This is a genomic window from Reichenbachiella ulvae (genome assembly GCF_025833875.1).
GTDB classification, from domain to species: Bacteria; Bacteroidota; Bacteroidia; order Cytophagales; family Cyclobacteriaceae; genus Reichenbachiella; species Reichenbachiella ulvae.
Window position 1 is genome coordinate 4,383,977 of record NZ_JAOYOD010000001.1, and the last position, 22,655, is coordinate 4,406,631.

The window sequence follows — 22,655 nt, forward strand, 5'->3', positions numbered from 1 at the left end:
AGGCTCATTCTGAACTAGAATGAGCCTTTTTTATTTCCAATTAGTTGTGATTTAACTCTTCATCATGAACCACTTCGCCAATGTTTTGTAATTGACTTTGGTACCGTGCATGAAGATCCCTACTCTGTAGATTCTACTAGCCAGCCAGGTCGTAAAAATAAACCCGCCAATCATCATGACCATGGATAGACCAATCTGCCATATCGGCACATCAAATGGAATTCTCATCATCATAATCACGGGAGAGGTAAAGGGGACCAGAGACAGCCAAAAAGCCAAATTGCCATGAGGATCATTGATCACAGCAGACAAAACTGCCACCGAAAATATCAGCGGAATAGTAACCGGAAACATAAATTGCTGAGAATCTGCATCACTATCTACCGCAGATCCAATCGCTGCAAACAAGGCCCCATAGAACAAATATCCAGCTAAGAAATAGAAGACAAAACAAGATATGACCAAAGGCAAATTGATCTGACCTATGGCGCCCATCGATTTTTCAATTACGGCTTGTGCTTCTGTTTGCTGAGGAGTAGCAGCTATCTGATTGGCTTGCTGCATCGCCTCCACCTGCTCAGGAGACATATCTCCTCCTACGAAAGTAGTAATACCTGTAACTATCGCGCTAGACAACAGCACCCAAAGCAAAAACTGACTGAGTCCAACACCTCCTACACCTATGATCTTTCCCATCATCAAATGAAAAGGTCTTACAGAGGCAATGATCACTTCGATGATGCGATTCGTCTTTTCTTCAATCACACCTCTCATGATCTGGGCACCATATAGGAATATGAAAAAGTATATCAGAAATGCACCGATGTAGCCTACCACAGTAGCACCGCCCGTACTACTCTCACTTTCCTCTCCAGTTTCTGACAAATTCACCGTCTGAACGTGGACGCTAGCCCACAAATTGTCCAGAAACTCCTGGTTCAACCCAGAATTGATGAGCTTGATATTTTCAATTTTGGACTTAATTACTCTTTCCAGATCGGATTGCAAACCAAATCCAGGGTTCTGAGTAGAAAAGAAGCGAATACCTTCTGGTTTTTCGATCGACATTTCGGGAATGTATAACAAACCAAAAACCTCATTGTTGTTCAAGGCAGATTTGGCTGCTTCTAAATCTTCGTCTATATAGACATAGGTCATATTGTCCGAACTGACAAACTCTTCACCAAACAAACCTGATTCATCCAATACCTGAATTACTTTTTCATCGCCATCTCGTGTGGCCAGCCATATTGGTACTACAAATAAGCCGGAAAACAGAATTGGCCCCAAAATGGTCATGATCAAAAAAGACTTCTTTTTTACTCTAGAGAGGTATTCACGTTTTATGATTAGGAAAATATTATTCATGGCCGTTAGGATTTACAGTGGAAATAAAGATGTCATTAATGGAAGGAATTTTCTCGTTGAAAGAAACCAAATTGGACTGACTGGTGATTTCTTTCACCAAATCATTTACACTCATGCTCTCTCCTAATTTTAGTTCCGTCTTATAGATATCCTGAAGTTTTCTCGATTTTAGGATATCCAAACCATCCTGAGCCTTTAGTTCTTCGCCTGCATATTCTACGATGAAGGTGTTGTCCCTAAATTGGTTTTTGATGTCTGTCTTAGCGCCTGAAATGATAACGTTGGCATTATTGATCAAAGCAATATCATCACAGAGCTCTTCTACAGATTCCATTCTGTGGGTAGAAAAAATAACCGTAGTTCCTTTTTCTCTCAGCGCTAAAATTTCATCCTTGATCAAATTGGCGTTGACAGGATCGAAACCTGAAAAGGGCTCGTCCAGAATGATGAGAGATGGTTCGTGAACCACCGTAGCTATGAATTGGATCTTTTGCTGCATTCCTTTGGACAGATCCTCTATGTTCTTGTTGACCCACGAATCCATCTCCAGGCGCTTCAGCCAATCTTTGATCTTTTTCACTGCCTCTCTTTTCTCCAGTCCTTTCAATTGCGCCAGATAAAGCAGCTGTTCACCAACCTTCATTTTTTTATAAAGGCCTCTTTCCTCAGGCAGATAACCAATTTTCCTAACATGCTCAGGCTCTAGCTTTTTGCCATGAAAAAGCACCTCGCCTTCATCCGGCATGATAATCTGAGTGATGATTCTGATTAATGTGGTTTTCCCTGCTCCATTGGGACCTAGTAGTCCAAAAATACTGTTTTCAGGGATTTCAAAAGAGATTTTCTCCAGGGCCTGATGGTTTCCATAGCGCTTGGAGACACTTTTAATTTCAAGTAGATTCAAGTCAAGTTTAATTTTGTGATACACCCGGTTAGTGCCGGTTGACTCGAAAATATTACATGAAAGGGAAATTATTTGATGTACTCGAAGGTAATGTTGCCTAAAGCGACATCTATCACAAACTCCATGATGTTCTCCGCTTTAGGGGAGTAGCTCTTATTGGCATACACATCGGGTTCAATCTCCTTGAAGCCCTGCTCCAAAGAATATTTGCACAGTGGGGAACTCTTGAATCGTATGATGGCAGGAAAATCGTTCTCAGGTATTTTGATCTTTAAGGTTCCAGCTCCTACGCTGGCGTTGACCTTGCATGGACTATTAACGCCCTCACCAAAATCCAATACCGCTGTTCCAAAACCCACTTCTGCTATCACATTTTTAGCTCGGGCCAAATGCATCTTCTGCGCCACCAGATTGCCCAAATCTACAATCACAGAGAAGGTATCCATTTGACATCTATTCATTCCCTTATCATCATAATGAATATTGACGTCCGCACTCCCCGACTGGATTTTGAATCTGGAAACGGCCAAATCTGAAAGATTGATATGATTGTCTCCGACCCCATAGGTCAAATTCAAATTGTAAATTTTCTGGTCTGTCAGGTATATCTTCCAAAAGTCTTTTTCCTCAGAGCCATCTTCCGATCCAAAAACATTGTAAGTAATGGCGTGACTGAGGCCTTTCTGGTTGTAATCTTCTAATTCGAGGTGTACAAAGTTGGTGGTATACTTGATGTCGCTGGTAAAGGTAGGATTGACGTCTGAGAGAGAGGGATTGCCGTAGATGGTGACCGGATCGTTGTGATGGGACGGTTTGACAAAACAGGTCCCTGATGTCGCTTTCATCGAAAAATTCACTGTGTCGAAAGTGACATCATTTTTGACGGTATAAAATTTCTTTAGCTGACCAAAGCCTTCATACCCACCAACGCATATTGCCAGAGCAACTAATAAAATTCTCAACATGGCATTTATAACGGAATTCAGCACATTTCGGTTTTAAAACAAAGCCCGAAAATAAAAGGAAAGGGTCAGAATTGAAAATCCTGACCCTTTCTTGCGTGTTTTATCGTCGATTATGGCCTAAAAGAACTCTTTGATCTTCTCAAAGAAGCCTTTGTCAGACTTAGATGGTGCTGGAGTGAAATTCTCTGAATCTCTCAAACTCTCCAATTTTTCCCTCTCGTCTTTGGTCAGCGCCTTTGGCGTCCATACATTGACGTGGATCAATTGATCGCCTTTGCCATATCCATTGATCTCCTTGATTCCTTTTCCTCTCAAACGAAGGATCTTGCCGCTTTGTGTTCCTGGATCGATCTTGATCTTTACTTTGCCATCGATCGTCGGCACCTCTACAGAAGTTCCCAGCGCCGCATCTACAAAGTTCAGATAGAGATCATACACGATATTGTTACCATCTCTTTTGAGCGTATCGTCTTCCTTCTCTTCTACCACGATCAGCAGATCCCCTGGTACACCTCCACCTGGGGCTTCGTTTCCTTTGCCAGACATGGACAACTGCATACCATCCACTACACCTGCAGGAATTTTCACAGAGATTACTTCCTCTTTGTAAGTCAACCCTGAACTATCTACCCCAGGAGGTTTCTTATCGATGGTCTGACCGGCACCATTACATGATGGACAAGTAGATGCTGATACCATCTGGCCTAGCATGGTATTCACCACCTTTTGTACTTGACCCGAACCCTGGCACTGTGGACAAGTTCTGAAAGTCACCCCATCAGCGGCAACCAATCGGTTGACTTTTAATTTCTTTTCTACACCGTGAGCGATGTCTTCAAGCGTCAGCTTCAATTTGATGCGAAGATTCGTCCCCTTGCGTCTGCGCTGGCGACCGCCACCACCTCCGAAGAAGCTCTCAAATCCTCCGCCACCTCCGCCACCGAAGATGTCGCCAAATTGAGAGAAGATATCGTCCATAGACATACCTCCGCCTCCGAAACCACCGCCACCGGCAGCTCCGCCCATTCCGGCATGACCAAATTGATCATAGCGCTGCTTCTTGTTCGCATCGCTCAATACCTCATAGGCCTCTGCAGCTTCTTTAAATTTTTCTTCAGCCTCTTTATCATCCGGGTTTTTGTCCGGGTGATATTTGATGGCCATTTTACGATAGGCCTTTTTGATCTCATCTGCCGTAGCAGATTTGCTCAATCCTAGTACTTCGTAATAATCTCTTTTCGCCATGTTATGCTCCGGTTACTACTTTCGCGAATCGTATCACCTTATCATTGAGTTGGTAACCCTTCTCCACTACGTCTACGATCTTTCCTTTTAGTTCTTCCTCTGGAGCTGGTATTTGAGTGATTGCTTCGTGTTTTTCGAGATCAAATTCTCCGCCTTTTTCAGCCTCCACTGGTTTTACCCCTTTGGATTCCAAAACACCACGCAATTTGTTGAAGATCAAATCCACTCCCTCTTTGACAGACTTTATCTCTGAATCCTCAGTCATTGACTTTTCCGCTCTTTCGAAATCGTCCACCACTGGCAACAAAGCCTGAATCAAACTTTCGTTGGCCGTGCTGATCAAATCCAGCTTCTCCTTGGATGTTCTTCTTCTAAAGTTTTCGAACTCAGAATACAACCTCAAGTATTTGTCTTGAGACTCCTGAAGTTCCGCCTTCAATTTCTCCTCTGCGGAAAGCTCTTCTTTCTGCTCTTCCTTTTCTTCTTGTACCTCTTCTTGCTTTTCAGCTTGATCTAGTACTTCTTCTTTTACTTCTGCTTCTTGAGACTTATTGTCAGCTTTTTTATCGCTTTTTGCCATTTTTGTCAAAAATTATATGCCTCCATACATTGACAATTACTTTGCCAATGTCAGAGATGTGTCATAATGTCCTATAAAAAATAAAAACTCCTACCATTTGTCAGACGGTAGGAGTTTTGTTTCGGACTTTTTCGATTCCTATAATTCTTCCTTGACCGTACCGCAGTGGAGCATTTTGTCCCCAAAGTACGGGTTATTAATTTCCTTATCCAAACTCAACCACTGCGCACCGCTGTTGTTGAATGCCATCGGACAGTATTGTAGGTACAAACCTTCTGCTTCTCCAGACTTGGCCCATTCGTACATTTGATTGGAGAGGTCACTGAAAGCAGTTCTTTGCTCCTCTACATCTGTAGCGCCCTGAATTTTGGTCAAGAGATCGGATAACGAAGATCCATCCTCTAACACGGCCAAAAAAGAAGCCGCAGCTGAACTGGCTTTTTCTGCATCTGTTTCCACCAAAGCATCTTTCAGCTCCATGTATTTGGCTACTTTTTCATTGGATGGTTTCTGAGTTTCGGTCATTTCCATTTCGGATGATTCCATGTCATGACCCGCATGGGCATGCTCTTCAGTGCTAGCACTTTCCTTTTTGCTACCGCATGCCACTAAAACCACTACTGCTACTAGCATGGTTACGATTTGAGATAAATAATTAGTTGTTTTCATCTTCTTACAATTTATAGTTATTTAATTCTTAGTTATTTCTTGTTTGACTTCTCCACACTTAAGCATCGAAGCTCCATAGTAGGGATTTAAAATTTCCTTTTCACTGCTGATCCAGTCTGCTCCCTGGTTGCTATTGGCCATGGGGCAGTGCTGTATGTACAGCGCTTCATTATAGGGTTGAAAAATCTGGACGAGTTCAATCATTTCGTCTGACAATTGGATGAATTGATTTCTCAAAGAGGTAATATCTGACGAAGCAGCAAGTGCCCTGGCAATAGGCATCAGTACAGTTTGACTTTCCATCCAGGTCATATGAGACTCTCCTTTAAAAACTTTCATTTCTACCTCAGATAACTTCTTGCTGAAAGTAGAAGATTCTGATTGTGCTCGCGCAAAGTCATCATCAGCCAGAGCCGATTTGATGTCCAAATAATTCCTGATCAGAGGCTGCAAGGCTCGTTTTCCTTCTTCTGACAAAGACTGAGTAGTTATTGGTTTTTCCTCCGCAACAGATTCTTCCTCACGTGCATTCATCATACTAGGTTTTCCTGCCAGCTGAGCTGCAGCATCTATGCTAAATGTACCGTGAACGGCTATTTCCTCTCCGACTTCCAAACCTTCCAATATGACATAGCTGTCTCCAAGAGATGATCCTAAAGTCACTTTTCGGGAGGCAAACTGGACGGACTCACTATCTGACTCCTTCACATAAACCACTGAGCGCTTACCCGTCCACATCACTGCAGATTTTGGAATGGCAATTTGCTCAGTCTGATCAGACAAAGGGCTATTCAACCAACCGGTCACAAACATTTCTGGTTTGAGTTGCTGATCAGGATTACTGACCACCACTCTTGCCTGAGCCACACGCGTCTGAGGATTGATCACCGGATCGATAAAGTTGACTCGACCTTCAAACTTCTTTCCTGGAAGTGAAGACACTTCGAAACGAATGCTGTCACCCTGCTTTACCCAGGGCATGTCTTGCTCATATACATCGAAAAGCACCCAGAGTGAATTCAGATTGGCCAAATCATATAGCGCCTGACCTTCTTTTACATAATCTCCCTGATTGGCCTTTTTTGCAATTACAATCCCATTCTTATCTGCCAATATCGGCAACTGATCCATGGGTTTTCCTGCCTTCAATATCTGATCAATCTGCCTCTTGGACAGCTTCCAATTGAGTAGCTTCTGCTGTGCCGCTTCGAAGAGCTCTGGATGTTTGTCTTTCATCTTTTGCGCTTCGAAGAGCTCGCGCTGAGCTGCCACCAATTCTGGAGAGTAAAGGCTAGCTATCACCTGTCCTTTGCTCACATATTCTCCCGTTGTATTGACCCTGAGAGATTCTAACCTACCTGACATATGGGAAGTTTGGGTTGCTGTCGACTGTTCGTTGACTTGTACCTTTCCACTGAGCCTTAACTCTTTGGTAGCCGTTTGCTTTTGCACGATAGCAGTTTGTACATCGGCCAGTTGCATGGCAGTGGGTGACATCTTAATCGCATAGGATTCTGAAGCTCCTTCACTTCCCACGGGGATCAAATCCATTCCGCATATCGGGCATTGGCCCGGTTCGGACTGTCGGATCTGAGGATGCATCGAGCAGGTCCATTCCTCTGATTTTGATTCATGGGTATGAACTTCCTCCACCTTCTGATCTGTCGAAAAAAGAAACCATCCCAAACCAAGGCCCAAAGCCAAGGCCAGAACTGCTGCTCCTATTATTTTATTATTTACCTGATTCATTTTCTTCAGCGTTAAATGTGAGATAATTGAGTTTTGCCAGAGCCAATTGATAGCTTTTAGCGGCAGTGACTTTTGCCAATTCGTATTTCAACAGTTGCTGCTGCATGCGCAGCAACTCCTCGAAATTCTGTCCCGAATGGGCATATTCGGTATACAACAGATCAATGATGCTGTGGGTCGTCTCTTCCTGTTGTTCGAAGAGCTGGTAACGGTCCCAGGAGGCCTTGGCTTCATACCAGGCTGTTTCGTATTGGGATTGCAATTGGCTTTGCAAGTCCTCCATTCTGTTTTGGACAGCTGTTTGCATCAGTCGGCTTTCTTCCTTTTCGCCCCGATATTTTTTCTGATAAATCGGAATCGAAAGCGTAACCATTGGCATGATGGCATCTTTACCATTGTCAGGAAGACTAATGCCCTCTCGTTTGGCGACAAAAGCATAGTCCAGACCCAGACCAATTTGCGGCATGGCGTTTTTATTGGACAATTGCTCCTTTGCTTGCCAGGTAGACAGGTTTTGACTCAATCCCTCCATTTTGGGGTGGTACCAAAAGTTACTGTCATTGGCTTGGTTCACCAACCACTGGTCTTCGATCGATAATGAATCTTCAAAACTCAGCGATACACTATCCGGATGATGAAGCAAATAGGCAAAGGCCATGCTCAGCGGTTTCATTTGATCTCTCATCAATTGGATTTCCGTCTTCAGGTCATCCAATCTTAGATCGACTCTTAACACATCTGTCATACTGGACCGACCATTGGCATAGGAAGTGGTCGCTACCCGCTTGTAGCTTTCCAGAAGTCCCAGATTTTGTTCCTGAATTCTTATCTGCTCCTGCAATTCCAAAATGGGAAAGTAAGCTTGCTTAACTTTTAAAGTAAGCTGCGCCTTGTCATCCAGAAACTGCTGGTATCGAGCTTCGGCTTGCATAGCGGCCAGGTCCTTCCGAGCACTGATCGTCCCAAACCATGGAAACATCTGCGACAGAGAAAGTTTGGCCCTTTGCGCGCCTACACGAGTTTCTATCGGACTGATGAAATAACCAAAAGACAAGGTAGGATCTGGCAATGCAGACACTTGAGCTACGCGTTTCATTGCAGCTTCAAACTCATGGTAACTGGCCTTCAGCCCAGGATTATTCTCATAGGCCTCTTGCAGGTATTGGTCCAACTCCTGTGCATGTGCCCCAAAGACCATGGTCACCAATAGGATATATAAAATCAATTTTTTCATGACTTCCCTTTTTTGAATTTGAAATCCTCCCGAATGGCATAAAGCACCGGGACGATGAAAAAAGTAATCGATGCGACGATCATTCCCCCAAAGGCCGGAATCGCCATTGGTATCATGATGTCCGACCCTCTCCCTGTAGAAGTGAGCACGGGCAACAAGGCGATAATGGTAGTCGCAGAGGTCATTACCGCAGGTTTGATTCTTCTTTTCCCTGCCTCCACTACTGCGTCCAGAATGTCCTCACGATTCTTGATAGGATTCCTGCTGAAACTCTGATCCAGATAGGTGCCCATCAGCACGCCATCATCTGTAGCGATCCCAAAGAGCGCAATGAAGCCTACCCAAACAGCCACTGACAAGTTGATCGGGTGCATCTGAAATAGCGCCCGCATGTTGATGCCCATGAAGTCAAAATTGAAAAACCAATCCTGACTGTAGAACCATAGCATGATAAATCCACCACTGAAAGCCATCGCGATACCTGTAAAGATCATCAGCGAGGTGCTCACAGATTTGAACTGGAAATAAAGGATCAAGAAAATGATTGCCAGTACCAGAGGCACCACGATGGCCAATCGTTTTTCAGCTCTTATCTGGTTTTCGTAACTACCCGAAAACTTGTAGCTAACCCCCGATGGAACTTTCAGCTCTCCCTGATCAATCTTAGACTGAATGTAAGCCTGGGCCTCTTCTACAACCTCTACTTCAGCATAGCCATCCTTTTTATCCAGTAGGACATAGCCCACCAAAAAGGTGTCTTCGCTTTTGATCATTTGTGGCCCCTGCATGTACTCGATCTCCACCAACTCGCCAAGTGGAACTTGCACGCCAATCGGTGAGGGAACAAGTATCTCTGCCAGCGTAGAAGGATCATCGCGAAATTCTCGTGGATACCTCACTCGCACAGGAAATCTCTCACGACCTTCAACAGTACTAGTGATTGGCATACCCCCGATGGCTGTCTCGATCGTCTGCTGTACTGCCTCGATACTCAAACCATAGCGACCAATGGCCTCTCTGTTGATATTCAAATGAATGTATGGCTTACCGACTATTCGATCGGCAAATACTGCTTCTTCCTTTACCGAAGGCACCTCTTTGAGTATGCCCTCAAGCTTTTCTCCAAATGCTTCGATGGTCTTTAGATCAGGGCCGTAAACTTTGATTCCCATCGGAGCCCGCATACCTGTTTGCAACATCACCAATCGGGTTTCGATCGGTTGCAGTTTCGGCGCAGAAGTCACTCCTGGGATCTTGGTCACTTTGACAATCTCTTGCCATATATCATCTGGTGAAGCAATTTGGCTCCTCCAGTTTCGGAAATATTCTCCATCCTCATCTGCTTGCAATTGATTCATCAACCCACTTTCCAGCACTTGATCATTGCTCAATTGCTCTCCTGAGGACAAAATATAATGACCCTTCCCATCTGTTTTAAAACGAGCCCTGTGACCCTCTGCATCTGTTTTATACTCCGATCTGTAGTTGATTACATTTTCGTACATCGAGATAGGAGCCGGGTCCAAAGCGGTTTCGGCTCTTCCCATTTTTCCTACAGCCAGCTCCACTTCTGGAATGTTGGCCAGCAGCATATCCAGCTGTTGAACGACGCGCTTATTTTGCTCCACACCTGCATGGGGCATGGAGGTAGGCATGAGCAGAAAACTTCCTTCGTTGAGAGAAGGCATAAATTCCTTGCCGGTGTTTTGCCAGACATAAGCCCCAAAACCAATCAGGGTCGCTGGTATCAGGAGGAAAACCCATTTGTAGCTCAAACACCAGCGTAATATTGTCTCATAATAGTACTCCAGCAATAGAAAGGCACCCAGAACCAGCCCGATCATCAAACCCACAAACAGAAAATTGAGTGCCACCGATCTGCCTGGACCCAAAGGCATCCAGTAGCTCGCCAACAACCAACCTATCGATAGTAGGGCGATCATAACAGGCATTAAATCAATCCATCGAGATTTAATTAGGAGGTATTGAGGAAGGATTCTACTGATGGCAAAAGCACATATCGTAAAACCCGCCCAGAGATTAGAGAGGAAAAACAAGGCCACTCCGACCAAAAGCAACAACCAGGCTCCCCACACTCGGAATTTTTGTTTGGGTATTTTCAATCCAAAAAACCACTGCGCCACGGTAGGTAAGATCAGCAAAGAAACCACCAGTGCAGATAGTAATGCAAAAGTCTTGGTAAACGCCAAAGGTCGAAACAATTTACCTTCTGCCGCCTCCATGGTAAAGACCGGAAGAAAACTTACAATAGTGGTTGCGACAGCAGTTAAGATGGCATGGCTCACTTCTGCCGTGGCATTGTAGATAGTCGTTTTTAAGGCCTGACCTTTGGGCGACTCATCAAGATGTTTCAGGACATTTTCTGACAATACGATACCCAGATCGACCATGGTACCAATGGCAATCGCAATTCCAGACAATGCCACGATATTGGCATCAATCCCAAAATAGCGCATGGCGATAAAGACCATCAGAACAGCAATCGGCAACAAACCAGAAATCAAAATCGAAGCTCGAAGATTCAACACCATCACGATCACCACCAGTATGGTAATGAGAATCTCAAGAGAAAGTGCCTCCTCCAGGGTGCCCAGGGTCTCATGAATCAACTGCGTACGATCATAAAAGGGCACAATCGTCAGCTGACTCTCCACGCCATTGGCCAAGGTCTTTTTAGGAAGGCCTGCAGATATATCCGCAATTTTATCCTTGACTCCATTGATCACCGCCAGGGGATTGGCACCATAGCGAGCCACCACTACTCCGCCCACCACTTCTGCACCATCTTTGTCGAGCAGACCTCTGCGCGTGGCTGGTCCTAATGTCACATGCGCAATATCTTTGACCCTAATCGGCACATTGTCCTTCACAGACACGACAGCCATTTCCAGATCGCCAATCGATTTGATATAGCCCAAACCACGGATCAGGTATTCCGCCTGATTGATCTCGATGGTCTTCGCACCTGCATCGCGATTGCTCTCCTTTACAGCCTTCATCACCTGATTGAGGCCTATCCCATAGGCTTTCATCGCATCAGGGTTTACATCGACTTGATACTCCTTGACATATCCACCTATCGAAGCAATCTCCGATACATCCTCTACGGCATTCAGGGCATATTTGACATAATAATCCTGAATGGTACGAATCTCCTGCAAGTCCCAGCCGCCAGTCGGATTGCCTTTTGCATCACGACCTTCTAAGGTGTACCAGTAGACTTGCCCCAAGGCTGTTGCATCTGGTCCGAGAGCAGGCTTTACCTCCGATGGCAAAAGCCCGGAAGGTAGAGAATTGAGCTTTTCCAAAATCCGGGAGCGAGACCAATAGAACTCTATGTCCTCGTCGAAAATGATGTAGATGCTCGACATCCCAAAGATCGAAGAACTCCTAATCGACTTCACACCGGGGATTCCAAGCAAACTAGTCGTAAGCGGGTAGGTGATCTGATCGTCGATATCCTGTGGGGATCGACCCGGCCACTCAGTAAAAACAATTTGTTGATTTTCGCCTATGTCGGGGATGGCATCCACAGGTACCGGATCCGAGGGCAAAAAGTCTGAAAAAGACAAAACCCCCTCACGGCTAAAAGGTGAATGAACCAAGCCCCAGGCGATGAGAACGACAAGCAAGATCAATGTGACCAGCTTGTTGTCCAGAAAATATTTGATAATTCGATTTAACATATCACAATTCAAAACAGTGAAAAGAAATGATAAGGACGCAATGGTCCCTTGGGCTAAGCATTAGCCCGCACTGTAAACTGTGTATGATTTAAAGAAGGAAAGACTGAAACAAAACCTGAAGGCTTGATTTCAGCAAAGGAGGGGGGGAAGTGTCAAAATAAGAAGGCTGATGATCGATCTGAGTAGAAGTAAAGTCACTCAAAACCGCTACAAGCACAAAAAGAAAATCCAAATCGAAAGTCAACTGCATTTTGGCTGTCTGGATTTCATCCTCCACATCTGCAGTCAAGAGCTGATCATCACAGCAGCTATTCATGCTGATGGCCGATTCACAGTCTATTGGGAGTGCAGCTTTTGCCTCCTCCATACCGCAGCTGAGATCCACACTCTGAATCCCTATATGGGTACGCACTGCCTCACCTCCACAGTAGTGTGTCGAGACCGAAAGGCCCACATGGCTCATCAAGATGATGAGACTCAGCGATATGGCAATGATTTTCTTCACTTCTGTAAAAGTACGAGTATTTTCTGAAATGGATGCGAAAGGAACATTTTTAGTATGATTTTGGTTTCTTTCTTAAAGCCGTTTTCGATGTAATTTGGCCTTGAATTAATTACGTTTAGAAATTCAGCTTCATGAAATTTAAGATTAAATCCACTGTTTGAGCGCAGCGAGTTTGCATTTAGTTCGTACATAAAGCTGAATTTTAGGAATTTATTCAGAGCCTTGACTTTTTTGCTTCGTTTTTGGACGGTCCGCCGCTGCGGTCAAGCCAAAAATGAAGAGCCTGTCCGGTTTGAGGACAGTAAAATCAACTATTCAGCTTCTCCCAGAGCATATCTTTGAGCTTGTCAAGGTTGTAGTGCGCCACACTGGAGATGAAGATCGAAGGGATGCCTTCTGGCAATTCTTTGGCCATGGCTTCCATCAATTCCTCGTCGAGCATATCTGCTTTCGTAACGGCAAGTACACGTTCTTTGTCGAGCAGTTCTGGATTATACTTGGTGAGCTCGCCTAGTAGAATCTCATAGTCCTTTTTGATGTCCTCCGAATCTACCGGCACCATAAAGAGCAACATCGAATTCCTTTCGATATGTCTCAAAAAGCGAATACCTAAGCCTTTTCCTTCCGAGGCTCCTTCAATAATTCCCGGAATATCTGCGATCACAAATGAGCGGTGATCTCTGTAGCCCACAACCCCCAGATTAGGAACCAGCGTCGTAAATGGATAGTCTGCAACTTCAGGCTTAGCCGCTGACATCACAGAGAGCAAAGTCGATTTACCCGCATTTGGGAAGCCCACCAAACCAATATCCGCCAGTACCTTCAACTCTAGAATCACCCAATGCTCTTGCCCATCTTCTCCTGGCTGAGCATAGTGAGGTGCCTGATTGGTAGAGGTTTTAAAAGTATGGTTTCCTAATCCCCCTCGCCCGCCGGGTGTTAGTATTATCTCTTGTCCATCCTCCAGGATTTCTACTATCTTTTCGCCGGTTTCATCGTCTTTGGCCACTGTACCCAGCGGCACTTCCAGAATCACATCCTTTCCTTCTGCTCCGGAGCTTTTGCTACCACCGCCCGGTTGACCATCCTCTGCGATCACATGTTTTTTGTATCTAAGGTGCAGCAGCGTCCATAGCTGTGCATTGCCACGAAGGATGATGTGTCCTCCACGACCTCCATCACCCCCATCAGGCCCGCCTTTAGGCACGTGTTTTTCACGACGAAAATGTACCGAGCCAGCGCCCCCGTTGCCCGAACGAGAACAAAACTTAACGTAATCAATGAAATTGGATGATGCCATTATTTTTTTAGTTAATGGAAAAGGGTTAATTGTTAATGGGTTTACCCTCCATGAGAGTCCTTAAACTCTGAGGAGCAAATATGAGAGTTAACAAGGAATAAACAGTCAGTAAAGACAAAAGCTACAAAGCTTATTGTTAGCAAAATCTTTATCGTTCTGTTCTTACTATTTTAAGCCTAATAACTTTTTCCAATTCACTATTAACTCTGCATAAGATGCAAAAGAAAGGAAAAAGCTTGCACCAACATGTATTAGAGCACTGTTTTATTCATTTAGTAAACATAATGAAGCGTCAATTCACACTTTGAATGCAACTAGAAAATTCAATTCCTGCCTTCAAGCCAGGCAGGCTCATACTTTCTGCCTTGATGCAGAAAGTATGCAAAGAAATCAAGGCTATGTATAAATTTCTAAAATTCAGACTTGTAACTGTAATGAATCCGAACTCGCTCTGCTCAAACAGCGGATTCAATCATGATCATCATTAGTCTGAATTTATTAACGAAATTAATACAAGGCCAATATTACTTTAGATTCCCTAAGAACTCCTGAATGCCAATTCAGGTAAAAAGAAAAAGGTTGTCCTGAAAGTGCTTGACTTCCTGGACAACCTTTTCAATTCTCTTTAATCCTTACAGATTAGAAGCTATCGATCACCGTACGGATATTGCTGAATATCTCGTCGATTGATCCTACTCCATGGATTTTGTTGAACTTGCCCTGCTTGTCGTAAAACTCAGCAACTGGCAATGTCTCGTCTTTGTAGACCTGGATACGGTTGTTGATTTTGTCTTCGTTCTGATCATCGGCACGACCAGAAGTCTTACCTCTCTCGAGCAAACGCGTCTTCAACTCTTCGTCCGGTACATCTAGTGCAACCATACCGCTGATCGAAGTATCAAACTCGTTCAACATCTCGTCCAGTGCAGTCGCCTGAGGGACTGTTCTCGGGAAACCGTCGAAGATGAAACCTTTCGCATCTGTGCTAGAAGCGATCTTGTCTTTGACCATGTCGATCACCACAGAGTCTGGCACGAGATTGCCATCATCCATGTACTTCTGCGCCAATTTGCCCAGCTCTGTACCTTCTCCTAAATGTTTTCTGAATAGGTCACCTGTCGATAGGTGAACCAAATTGTACTGTGCAATAATATTCTCACTCTGCGTTCCTTTGCCCGCACCTGGAGGGCCGAATAGTACTATGTTTAGCATGATGTATTAGTATGTGCTCTAAGGCTTATATCAAAAAGGGGTCAAATATAATCAAAAATGAAGTTGAGTAGCTAGTACTGAGTATTTAGTACAAAGACTTAGAGTAATTTAGATACAAACTAAGCTTTTTCTAACTGATACAAATGCTCTAAGCTGCGGCCCTGACCATCATAGTCCATACCATAGCCCACTACGAAATCATTAGGGATTTCTCTGCCTACATAGTCGATGGCTATGTCCTTGGAGTAAACATCAGGTTTGAGCAGAAGCGTACATACTTTCACTGATTCTGCCCCTTCGTTTTCCAAAGAGGAAATGATATGCTCCAGCGTGTTGCCCGTATCCACGATGTCCTCTACGATCAGCACATGCTTTCCATCCAGTCCTTCGTCCAGCCCTATTAGTTGCTTGACCTGTCCCGAAGATTCACTGCCCTCGTAGGAGCTCAATTTGAGAAAGCTGATTTCCGGATCGGTTTTCATCTCACGAACCAGGTCCGACAAAAACAAAAAGCAGCCGTTGAGAATGCCCAGCAGCACCAATTCCTTGCCTTCATATTCCTCGCTGACCTGTGCGGCCAACTGCTGTACGGTCTCCTGAATTTCTTCTTTGGATAGGTATTTCTTGAACTGCTTGTCTTTGATCTGGATCATCTCGGGGATTTTTTTCGGCAATTTAATTTGATTTCAGGAATTCAGTAGTGAATTGATAATTAGTTAAATGTTAATAGTGGGGTCTGATCTGCTGGTCTGCTGGTCTGCTGGTCTGCTAAGTCCAACTCGATTCTCTTATTCAACGTTCGGTTAATTTTTAAAGGCAGTACGCTAACCGCTTTGCGCTAAGCGTACTTATACTGCATGCCACAAATAAGCGGTTAGCGCAAAGCGTTCGACGCATAGCTTGACTACAAATTCTGCATCAGGTACACATACATGTCGATCATCGACTGGATGTCCTTCTTGTGTACGATCTCGTCGGGTGAGTGCACATGGTCTTCCGGCGCCCCGATGAAGCACCAATCGATCGGATAGGGCGAGGCATGAATCTCGCGACCGTCGCTACCTCCGCTGCGCTCGACTTCTATCTGATAGGGGATACCTGACTGCTCGGCCAGTTTCAAAATCCTGTCGACATAGGATCGTCTCGGTACGCTCATATCACGCATAGAGATGGCTACACCTCCGCCATGCTGCACGCCTTCGGTCACCCAGGTGATATCTGCTACCAAGGCTTGCTTCACAGCATACTGCTCATAGATATACTTACACAAAAAGGGAACCGTACCCCCTCCATGCTCTTCGCCACAGGAGAAAACGATCAGGCCATCTTCCAGCGTCTCGGCCAGCTTTAGCATCGCATAGACGCCCAGTCGATTGTCCAGATAACAGGACTGCACAAAATCATCCGTCTCGCGAAAGTCCTGTTGAAAAACCAGCTCAGTACCTGTTTCGATCCCACGACCAAAATCGTAAAATAGATGCCTATCCTGTACCTTCAGTTTGCACTGGATCGGCCCCATGCTGTCCTGCCCTTCCAGGACATATCCGTCCTCTGCCTCCGGGCTGCCTATGGGCACCAACTGGTTTTCGTAGCGAACGGTAAAACCGATCGAATCGATGTGTGCAAAAACAGCCGTACGTGGTTTGCCAAACTTCAGAATCAGACAATCCTGAAAAGCTGTGCCATGGATCAGGTCCGGACGCACTTTCCACTGTGCACTTTTCTTTTCCACATATTCTATCAAAAAATCCTTCATCGCTACTTCATTACCCGAAGGCGCAAATACCCCACACAGTGCTTGGAGTAGTGCCAGATCCGTTTGCTTCATATTCTCGTTCATTATCACCACAAAATTCATGGATTTTCGTTTATATCAAACCACAATCTTGTTTTACTTCGCGAAGGCAAATGACAGCAGAGATATTACAGTACCTGAGTGTGTACTTAGGTAGCACTTTAAAAATCATCATCGGACCCGTCCTCGGCGTGACCTATGGGATCAATGTATGGATCACCGGTACGCTCACCACCCTGGGTATGATGACCAGCGTATATCTGGTCACCTTCTTTGGGACATGGGTGCGGCACCAGACACAGGCCTACTTCAAAAAAAGAAGAAAGAACCTCTTCTCTCCCAAAACCCGTCGCTATGTCAAAATCTGGCAGGAATACGGGGTGCCCGGCATTGCCTTTTTGACACCCGTACTCTTCATGCCCATCGGTGGAGCCCTGCTAGCTAATGCTTTCGGTGGCAAGAAAGCCGACATCATCAAATACATGTGGATCAGTTGTATATTCTGGGGCTTCCTGCTCAGTTTCCTGGTGGCCTTTGCTGGCGACTTGCTCCCCTTTCTGGATCTGCCAGAGAGGTGATTGGGGAATTGACGCCAATGTAACTTAAGAACAGAAGAGAAAGTTTAAGGCCAATTAGAAAGGTACCAGTCAAATTTTTTACCTTTCTAATTGAACCGCTTATCATCATTTACGACTGTTGATTAAGATGAAAAATCAAAAACAAGACCTCATCATTGGTAGCATTTTTCTGGGCCTGACCCTTGCATTCATAGCGGTATCTATGATGCATCAACCCTTCTTCGACTGGGTTTTTGATCGCCACCACAACCCATGGAGTTGGTACCTCAGACCTCTCTTCCTGCTACCCTTCTGCTATTTCGCCTTTAAAAAAAGTTTCACCGGAATGATGGTGTCAGTCTTTGCTCTGTTTACAAGTATGTTTTGGTTTCCCAAGCCCGAAGTAGTAGACCAAAGTGTAATCACGTTTTTGGCATTCGAAAAGGAATATCTCTATGGAGAATGGAACGGCAGCAAAATACTCCTGACGTTGACCATTCCCATTTCGTTTATCGCCCTGGGCTTGGCGTTTTGGAAGCGGAGTTTGGTCATGGGGCTTGGCGTCATCGTACTCATGGCCACTGGAAAAATCGTTTGGAGCATTCAGAATGCCGGCGAATCAGGTAAGTCCATTTTGATACCCGCCATTCTGGGATTATTGATCTGCTCAGGGCTGATCTATTACGGATTCAAAAAGCTTGAGAAAAAATAACGAGTTGCCCAGACCCTGAACAAATCACTATTTTTGTTACTGTTAGTTTCAGGCACCAACATCGAACAGCGCTCTAATGGAAAAACTCAATCCCAACCAATCTTCTTTTATATTATATACTTCACAAAATGGAGAGGTAAAGGTAGACGTACTATTGCAGGACGAATCCATATGGTTAACTCAAAAAGCCATGCAGGAGCTGTTTGGGAAAGCCAAACAAACAATCGGTGAGCACATACAAAACGTATTTAAGGAAGGAGAATTAGAAGAAGAACTGGTTGTCCGGAAATACCGGACAACCAATCCTCACGGCGCTATGGCCGGAAAAACACAAGAAAATATAGTTAGTTACTACAATCTTGATGTCATTAGATCGATTAGCTATAGTGAAAAATAATTGGATTTATTTGTAAACAACTCAGTGAGTAGAAGGAATTGACAATGACAGAAAAACAAATAAAACACGGTGTATGGCATGTAACTAAGGGTTTCGTTTCACCCAGTAAATCTATTACTTTACTCAAAGATTACAGACCTGTCGAAAAACTTAATCTGCTTATCACTCAGACTCATTTAAAACCCTACGATCAAAGGAAGAACTATGAAAATTGGTGTAAAAGGCTTCCTGAATTAGAGGAAGTGAAGTTTATTTGGCTGCCTTCTAAAGTAAACCAAAAAATATTTGAGGCAGTTTGTAAAATGCCAAACCTAGAAGGGCTTTGGATTAAATGGAGTTCGATCAAACATATAGACAATCTTATTCATTTAGGAAAACTAAAGCATCTGCATCTCGGCAGCTCTTCTCAAGTCGAAAATATTGACGTTCTAGGTTCATTACATAATTTGGAAAGCCTAGAAACAGAACAATTGAATAAAATTTCAGACTTCTCAGTATTATCCAATTTATCCCAGTTACAAGGACTTGGCATTGATGGGAGCATATGGACCGCACAAAAAATTGATACTCTAGAACCAATTAGAAATTTGACTAATTTGAAATATCTAAGTACTACAAACTCACAAATCAAAGACAAATCTTTTAATCCATTATTGGAGCTTAATCAATTGGTAACCTTTAACTGTTCATGGAACTATCCAGAATCAGAATTCGCCAAATTGAAATCCCTACCAAACTTGAAATATGGAAATATAGAAACATCATGGAAAGAATTGAAAGGTAAGTTATTAGGCAAGCTGTTATAAATTCATAAGCTTTCATTTAGAAGTATCACTAACTCGTAATCTTCTCAATCAAAACATTTTTCCTCCCCTCTCCGAGCATCCCAAGTCGAGTTGGCTTACTTTTACCTCATGAGTAAACCTGAAAAGAAATTATTCCTGTTGGATGCCTATGCCTTGATCTACAGAGCGCATTTCGCCTTCAGCAAAAACCCAAGAATCAACTCCAAAGGTGTCAATACCAGTGCGGTATTTGGTTTTATGAATTCCCTGTTGGAGATCTTGAGGAAGGAAAAACCTACCCACATCGGAGTGGCCTTCGATACCAGTGCGCCGACATTCAGACATATTCAGTTCCCCGAATACAAAGCCCATCGAGAGGAAACACCAGAAGACATTCGCACCGCTACTCCCCTGATCAAAGACATCCTCAAGGCCATGAACATTCCTATCCTTCAGCTGGATGGTTTCGAGGCAGATGACGTGATCGGCACCTTCGCCAAGCAGGCCGCTCAGAAAGATTTTGAAGTCTACATGATGACGCCCGACAAGGATTACGCGCAGCTCGTAGAGGAGCACATCTATCTCTACAAGCCCGCCTATATGGGCAATGGAGTAGACATCCTGGGCATCCCAGAGGTGCTGGCCAAATTTGAAATCGACAAGGTAGACCAGGTGCGCGACATCCTAGGCCTAGAGGGAGATGCTGCCGACAACATCCCGGGGATACCGGGAGTGGGAAAGAAAACAGCCATCAAATTCATCAAAGAATATGGTTCGGTAGAAGGTTTGCTCGAAAACACCGCCGACCTCAAAGGCAAGATGAAAGAAAAAGTAGAGGAGTTCGGTCCTCAGGGGATTTTGTCCAAAGAACTCGCCACCATCAAAATCGATGTGCCACTTGAGTTTGATGAAGAAGACCTGAAACACTGCGAGCCCAATGAGCCTGAAGTAAAGAAGATCTTCGAAGAGCTGGAGTTTCGTACGATGCTCAAGCGCCTTTTTGGTGAGGAAAGCAGCCCTGCCACTCCCACCGCGAAACCCAAGAAAAAAGTAGCCGCAGCGACTGATTCACAATTGGGTCTGTTTGGTGCGACCACAGAGAGCAAAACAGAAGAAGTAGCGGCCCCCACCGAAAAAGGCAGCATCGCTACCGTAGAGCACGACTATCACCTGATCGATAGCAAAGAACTGATCCAGTCGCTCAACAAATACCTTTTGATGCAGGAGGAGTTTTGCTTCGATACAGAGACTAACAGTGTCAACCCAGAGGAGGCAGAGCTGGTAGGTATTGCTTTTTCGTATCAGGCACATGAGGCCTACTATGTCCCCATGCCCGCCGACCAAAAAGAAGCGCAGGCTCTGGTAGAGCTACTGCGTCCCGCTCTGGAAAATGAAGAAATCGTCAAGATCGGCCAGAACCTGAAGTATGACATTCAGGTCATGAAAAACTATGGTGTGGAGGTCAAAGGGAAGCTCTTTGACACCATGCTGGCCCACTATCTGGTAGACCCTGACTCTCGCCACAAAATGGACGTACTGGCCGAAAACTATCTGCACTACACTTGCGTCCCTATCGAGGATCTGATAGGCAAAGGAAAGTCACAGCTGAATATGCGTGACATCCCGGTAGAGCAAGTCGTGGACTATGCCTGCGAAGATGCGGATATCACTTTTCAGTTGAAGGAAAAGTTGGGGTTAGAAATTGAAGCTCACCAGCTGGGCAAACTGCTACACGAGGTAGAAGAACCCCTCAGCATCGTGCTGGCAACTATGGAATATGCCGGAGTAAAAATCGATACTGACGTACTCGCCACCATGTCCAAAGAGTTGAACGAACTCAGTGCCGCGGCACAGGACAAAATATTTGAATCCGCAGGCCAGGAATTCAACATCAACTCGCCTAAGCAGATGGGAGAGATACTCTTCGAGAAGATGAAACTGGTGGAGAAGCCCAAAAAGACCAAGACGGGACAGTATGCTACGGGTGAAGAGATCTTGTCCAAACTGGCCATTGAGCATGAGATTGCTGCACAGATATTGGAGTTCAGAGAGTACCAAAAACTGCGATCGACCTATGTCGATGCCTTGCCCCAGTTAATCAGCAAGAAGGATGGTCTGATCCATACCGACTATCGCCAGGCGGTAGCCGCTACCGGCCGTCTTAGCTCTAATAATCCCAACCTGCAGAACATTCCTATCCGTACCGAAAAAGGTCGGGAAATCAGAAAGGCTTTTGTGCCGAGGAGCAAGGATTACAAAATATTCGCAGCGGATTATTCACAAATCGAACTGCGCATCATTGCGGATTTCGCGAAAGATGAAAGCATGATCGAGGCTTTCAAAAATGGCCGAGACATCCACGCCACTACCGCTTCCAAGGTATTCAAAGTACCGATGGAGGAAATGACACCAGACGTACGACGCAAAGCCAAGGAAATCAACTTTGGTTTGATTTATGGCATCTCTGCTTTTGGACTCTCCCAAAACATCGGGATCAGCCGAACGGAAGCAGCCGAGATCATCGATGCTTACTTCACCGAATTCCCTGGGATCAAACGCTACATGGACGAGCAGGTCAACAAGGCCAAGGAGCTGGAATATGTCGAGACGATCCTGGGACGTAGGCGCTACCTCCGCGACATCAACAGCCGCAATGCCACCGTGCGAGGATTTGCCGAACGAAATGCGATCAACGCACCCATCCAGGGATCAGCTGCAGACATCATCAAAGTAGCCATGATCAATATCCACGAGTGGATGCAAAAAGAGAAGTTGAAATCGAAAATGACCATGCAGGTACATGATGAATTGGTATTTGATGCGCATGTAGACGAGCTTGATCTACTGAAAACAAAGGTCGAGGAGTTCATGAAAACAGCGATTCCATTAGATGTACCCATGGAAATCGGCATGGGAGTAGGGGACAACTGGCTGGAGGCACACTAAGCCCCCGCCATTCATGAATGAGAAA

At 44.8% G+C, this 22,655-nt stretch carries 19 protein-coding genes; 5 read left to right on the plus strand and 14 right to left on the minus strand.

Annotated elements, in window-relative coordinates:
• Positions 1–51: 51 nt before the first annotated feature.
• The 14 genes from N7U62_RS17860 to N7U62_RS17925 form a co-directional block, all read right to left on the minus strand.
• Entirely contained in the window at positions 52–1,368 is a 1,317-nt protein-coding gene (locus tag N7U62_RS17860) for an ABC transporter permease (RefSeq protein WP_264139429.1), read from the minus strand.
• Complete coding sequence (locus N7U62_RS17865) at positions 1,361–2,272, minus strand: ABC transporter ATP-binding protein (RefSeq protein WP_264139430.1); 912 nt, start codon at positions 2,270–2,272, stop codon at positions 1,361–1,363. Before N7U62_RS17865 ends, N7U62_RS17860 begins: the two co-directional genes overlap by 8 nt.
• A 68-nt stretch (positions 2,273–2,340) precedes the next feature.
• The gene (locus N7U62_RS17870; protein WP_264139431.1) at positions 2,341–3,237 is read right to left on the minus strand and encodes a toast rack family protein; all 897 of its coding nucleotides are present in this window, start codon (positions 3,235–3,237) and stop codon (positions 2,341–2,343) included.
• Between the two features lie 117 nt (positions 3,238–3,354).
• Positions 3,355–4,482 (minus strand): molecular chaperone DnaJ, encoded by a 1,128-nt coding sequence (gene dnaJ / locus N7U62_RS17875; protein ID WP_264139432.1) that lies wholly within the window; start codon positions 4,480–4,482, stop codon positions 3,355–3,357.
• Position 4,483: 1 nt separating this feature from the next.
• Positions 4,484–5,062: a nucleotide exchange factor GrpE gene (locus N7U62_RS17880; RefSeq protein WP_264139433.1), complete on the minus strand. Its 579-nt coding sequence runs from the start codon at positions 5,060–5,062 to the stop codon at positions 4,484–4,486.
• Between the two features lie 138 nt (positions 5,063–5,200).
• Positions 5,201–5,731, minus strand: a complete 531-nt coding sequence (locus N7U62_RS17885; protein WP_264139435.1) for a DUF3347 domain-containing protein — start codon at positions 5,729–5,731, stop codon at positions 5,201–5,203.
• 21 nt (positions 5,732–5,752) lie between these two features.
• Positions 5,753–7,480: an efflux RND transporter periplasmic adaptor subunit gene (locus N7U62_RS17890; RefSeq protein ID WP_264139436.1), complete on the minus strand. Its 1,728-nt coding sequence runs from the start codon at positions 7,478–7,480 to the stop codon at positions 5,753–5,755.
• A complete protein-coding gene (locus N7U62_RS17895) occupies positions 7,464–8,714 on the minus strand; it encodes a TolC family protein (RefSeq protein WP_264139437.1) in 1,251 nt (416 codons plus the stop codon). The genes N7U62_RS17890 and N7U62_RS17895 overlap by 17 nt, the downstream gene beginning before the upstream one ends.
• Positions 8,711–12,421, minus strand: a complete 3,711-nt coding sequence (locus tag N7U62_RS17900; RefSeq protein WP_264139438.1) for an efflux RND transporter permease subunit — start codon at positions 12,419–12,421, stop codon at positions 8,711–8,713. The genes N7U62_RS17895 and N7U62_RS17900 overlap by 4 nt, the downstream gene beginning before the upstream one ends.
• An 88-nt stretch (positions 12,422–12,509) precedes the next feature.
• Complete coding sequence (locus tag N7U62_RS17905; RefSeq protein WP_264139439.1) at positions 12,510–12,926, minus strand: HYC_CC_PP family protein; 417 nt, start codon at positions 12,924–12,926, stop codon at positions 12,510–12,512.
• Between the two features lie 307 nt (positions 12,927–13,233).
• The gene (gene obgE / locus N7U62_RS17910) at positions 13,234–14,226 is read right to left on the minus strand and encodes a GTPase ObgE (protein WP_264139440.1); all 993 of its coding nucleotides are present in this window, start codon (positions 14,224–14,226) and stop codon (positions 13,234–13,236) included.
• 639 nt (positions 14,227–14,865) lie between these two features.
• A complete protein-coding gene (locus N7U62_RS17915) occupies positions 14,866–15,438 on the minus strand; it encodes an adenylate kinase (protein ID WP_264139441.1) in 573 nt (190 codons plus the stop codon).
• Between the two features lie 119 nt (positions 15,439–15,557).
• Positions 15,558–16,112, minus strand: coding sequence for a hypoxanthine phosphoribosyltransferase (gene hpt / locus N7U62_RS17920; RefSeq protein ID WP_264139442.1), 555 nt, complete (start codon positions 16,110–16,112; stop codon positions 15,558–15,560).
• Positions 16,113–16,342: 230 nt separating this feature from the next.
• Positions 16,343–17,278 (minus strand): M20/M25/M40 family metallo-hydrolase, encoded by a 936-nt coding sequence (locus N7U62_RS17925; RefSeq protein ID WP_264139443.1) that lies wholly within the window; start codon positions 17,276–17,278, stop codon positions 16,343–16,345.
• Between the two features lie 68 nt (positions 17,279–17,346).
• Here N7U62_RS17925 and N7U62_RS17930 point away from each other — a divergent pair, with 68 nt between their 5' ends.
• The 5 genes from N7U62_RS17930 to polA all read left to right on the plus strand — a co-directional run bounded on the left by N7U62_RS17930 (position 17,347) and on the right by polA (position 22,630).
• The gene (locus N7U62_RS17930) at positions 17,347–17,811 is read left to right on the plus strand and encodes a hypothetical protein (RefSeq protein WP_264139444.1); all 465 of its coding nucleotides are present in this window, start codon (positions 17,347–17,349) and stop codon (positions 17,809–17,811) included.
• A 127-nt stretch (positions 17,812–17,938) separates the two neighbouring features.
• On the plus strand, positions 17,939–18,502 hold the full coding sequence (locus N7U62_RS17935; RefSeq protein ID WP_264139445.1) for a hypothetical protein: 564 nt from the start codon (positions 17,939–17,941) through the stop codon (positions 18,500–18,502).
• Between the two features lie 76 nt (positions 18,503–18,578).
• On the plus strand, positions 18,579–18,899 hold the full coding sequence (locus N7U62_RS17940; protein ID WP_264139446.1) for a virulence RhuM family protein: 321 nt from the start codon (positions 18,579–18,581) through the stop codon (positions 18,897–18,899).
• Positions 18,900–18,943: 44 nt separating this feature from the next.
• A complete protein-coding gene (locus tag N7U62_RS17945; RefSeq protein WP_264139447.1) occupies positions 18,944–19,705 on the plus strand; it encodes a leucine-rich repeat domain-containing protein in 762 nt (253 codons plus the stop codon).
• Positions 19,706–19,813: 108 nt separating this feature from the next.
• Positions 19,814–22,630: a DNA polymerase I gene (gene polA, locus N7U62_RS17950; protein WP_264139448.1), complete on the plus strand. Its 2,817-nt coding sequence runs from the start codon at positions 19,814–19,816 to the stop codon at positions 22,628–22,630.
• Positions 22,631–22,655 lie beyond the last annotated feature (25 nt).

What these genes read in the sequence shown, in the direction of transcription:
- N7U62_RS17940 (WP_264139446.1), top strand. Translation starts at nt 18,579, where the DNA reads ATGGAAAAACTCAATCCCAACCAATCTTCTTTTATATTATATACTTCA.
- dnaJ (WP_264139432.1), bottom strand. Translation starts at nt 4,482, where the DNA reads ATGGCGAAAAGAGATTATTACGAAGTACTAGGATTGAGCAAATCTGCT.
- obgE (WP_264139440.1), bottom strand. Translation starts at nt 14,226, where the DNA reads ATGGCATCATCCAATTTCATTGATTACGTTAAGTTTTGTTCTCGTTCG.
- N7U62_RS17895 (WP_264139437.1), bottom strand. Translation starts at nt 8,714, where the DNA reads ATGAAAAAATTGATTTTATATATCCTATTGGTGACCATGGTCTTTGGG.
- N7U62_RS17900 (WP_264139438.1), bottom strand. Translation starts at nt 12,421, where the DNA reads ATGTTAAATCGAATTATCAAATATTTTCTGGACAACAAGCTGGTCACA.
- N7U62_RS17860 (WP_264139429.1), bottom strand. Translation starts at nt 1,368, where the DNA reads ATGAATAATATTTTCCTAATCATAAAACGTGAATACCTCTCTAGAGTA.
- N7U62_RS17915 (WP_264139441.1), bottom strand. Translation starts at nt 15,438, where the DNA reads ATGCTAAACATAGTACTATTCGGCCCTCCAGGTGCGGGCAAAGGAACG.
- N7U62_RS17880 (WP_264139433.1), bottom strand. Translation starts at nt 5,062, where the DNA reads ATGGCAAAAAGCGATAAAAAAGCTGACAATAAGTCTCAAGAAGCAGAA.
- N7U62_RS17925 (WP_264139443.1), bottom strand. Translation starts at nt 17,278, where the DNA reads ATGAACGAGAATATGAAGCAAACGGATCTGGCACTACTCCAAGCACTG.
- N7U62_RS17870 (WP_264139431.1), bottom strand. Translation starts at nt 3,237, where the DNA reads ATGTTGAGAATTTTATTAGTTGCTCTGGCAATATGCGTTGGTGGGTAT.
- N7U62_RS17885 (WP_264139435.1), bottom strand. Translation starts at nt 5,731, where the DNA reads ATGAAAACAACTAATTATTTATCTCAAATCGTAACCATGCTAGTAGCA.
- N7U62_RS17935 (WP_264139445.1), top strand. Translation starts at nt 17,939, where the DNA reads ATGAAAAATCAAAAACAAGACCTCATCATTGGTAGCATTTTTCTGGGC.
- polA (WP_264139448.1), top strand. Translation starts at nt 19,814, where the DNA reads ATGAGTAAACCTGAAAAGAAATTATTCCTGTTGGATGCCTATGCCTTG.
- N7U62_RS17945 (WP_264139447.1), top strand. Translation starts at nt 18,944, where the DNA reads ATGACAGAAAAACAAATAAAACACGGTGTATGGCATGTAACTAAGGGT.
- N7U62_RS17930 (WP_264139444.1), top strand. Translation starts at nt 17,347, where the DNA reads ATGACAGCAGAGATATTACAGTACCTGAGTGTGTACTTAGGTAGCACT.
- N7U62_RS17890 (WP_264139436.1), bottom strand. Translation starts at nt 7,480, where the DNA reads ATGAATCAGGTAAATAATAAAATAATAGGAGCAGCAGTTCTGGCCTTG.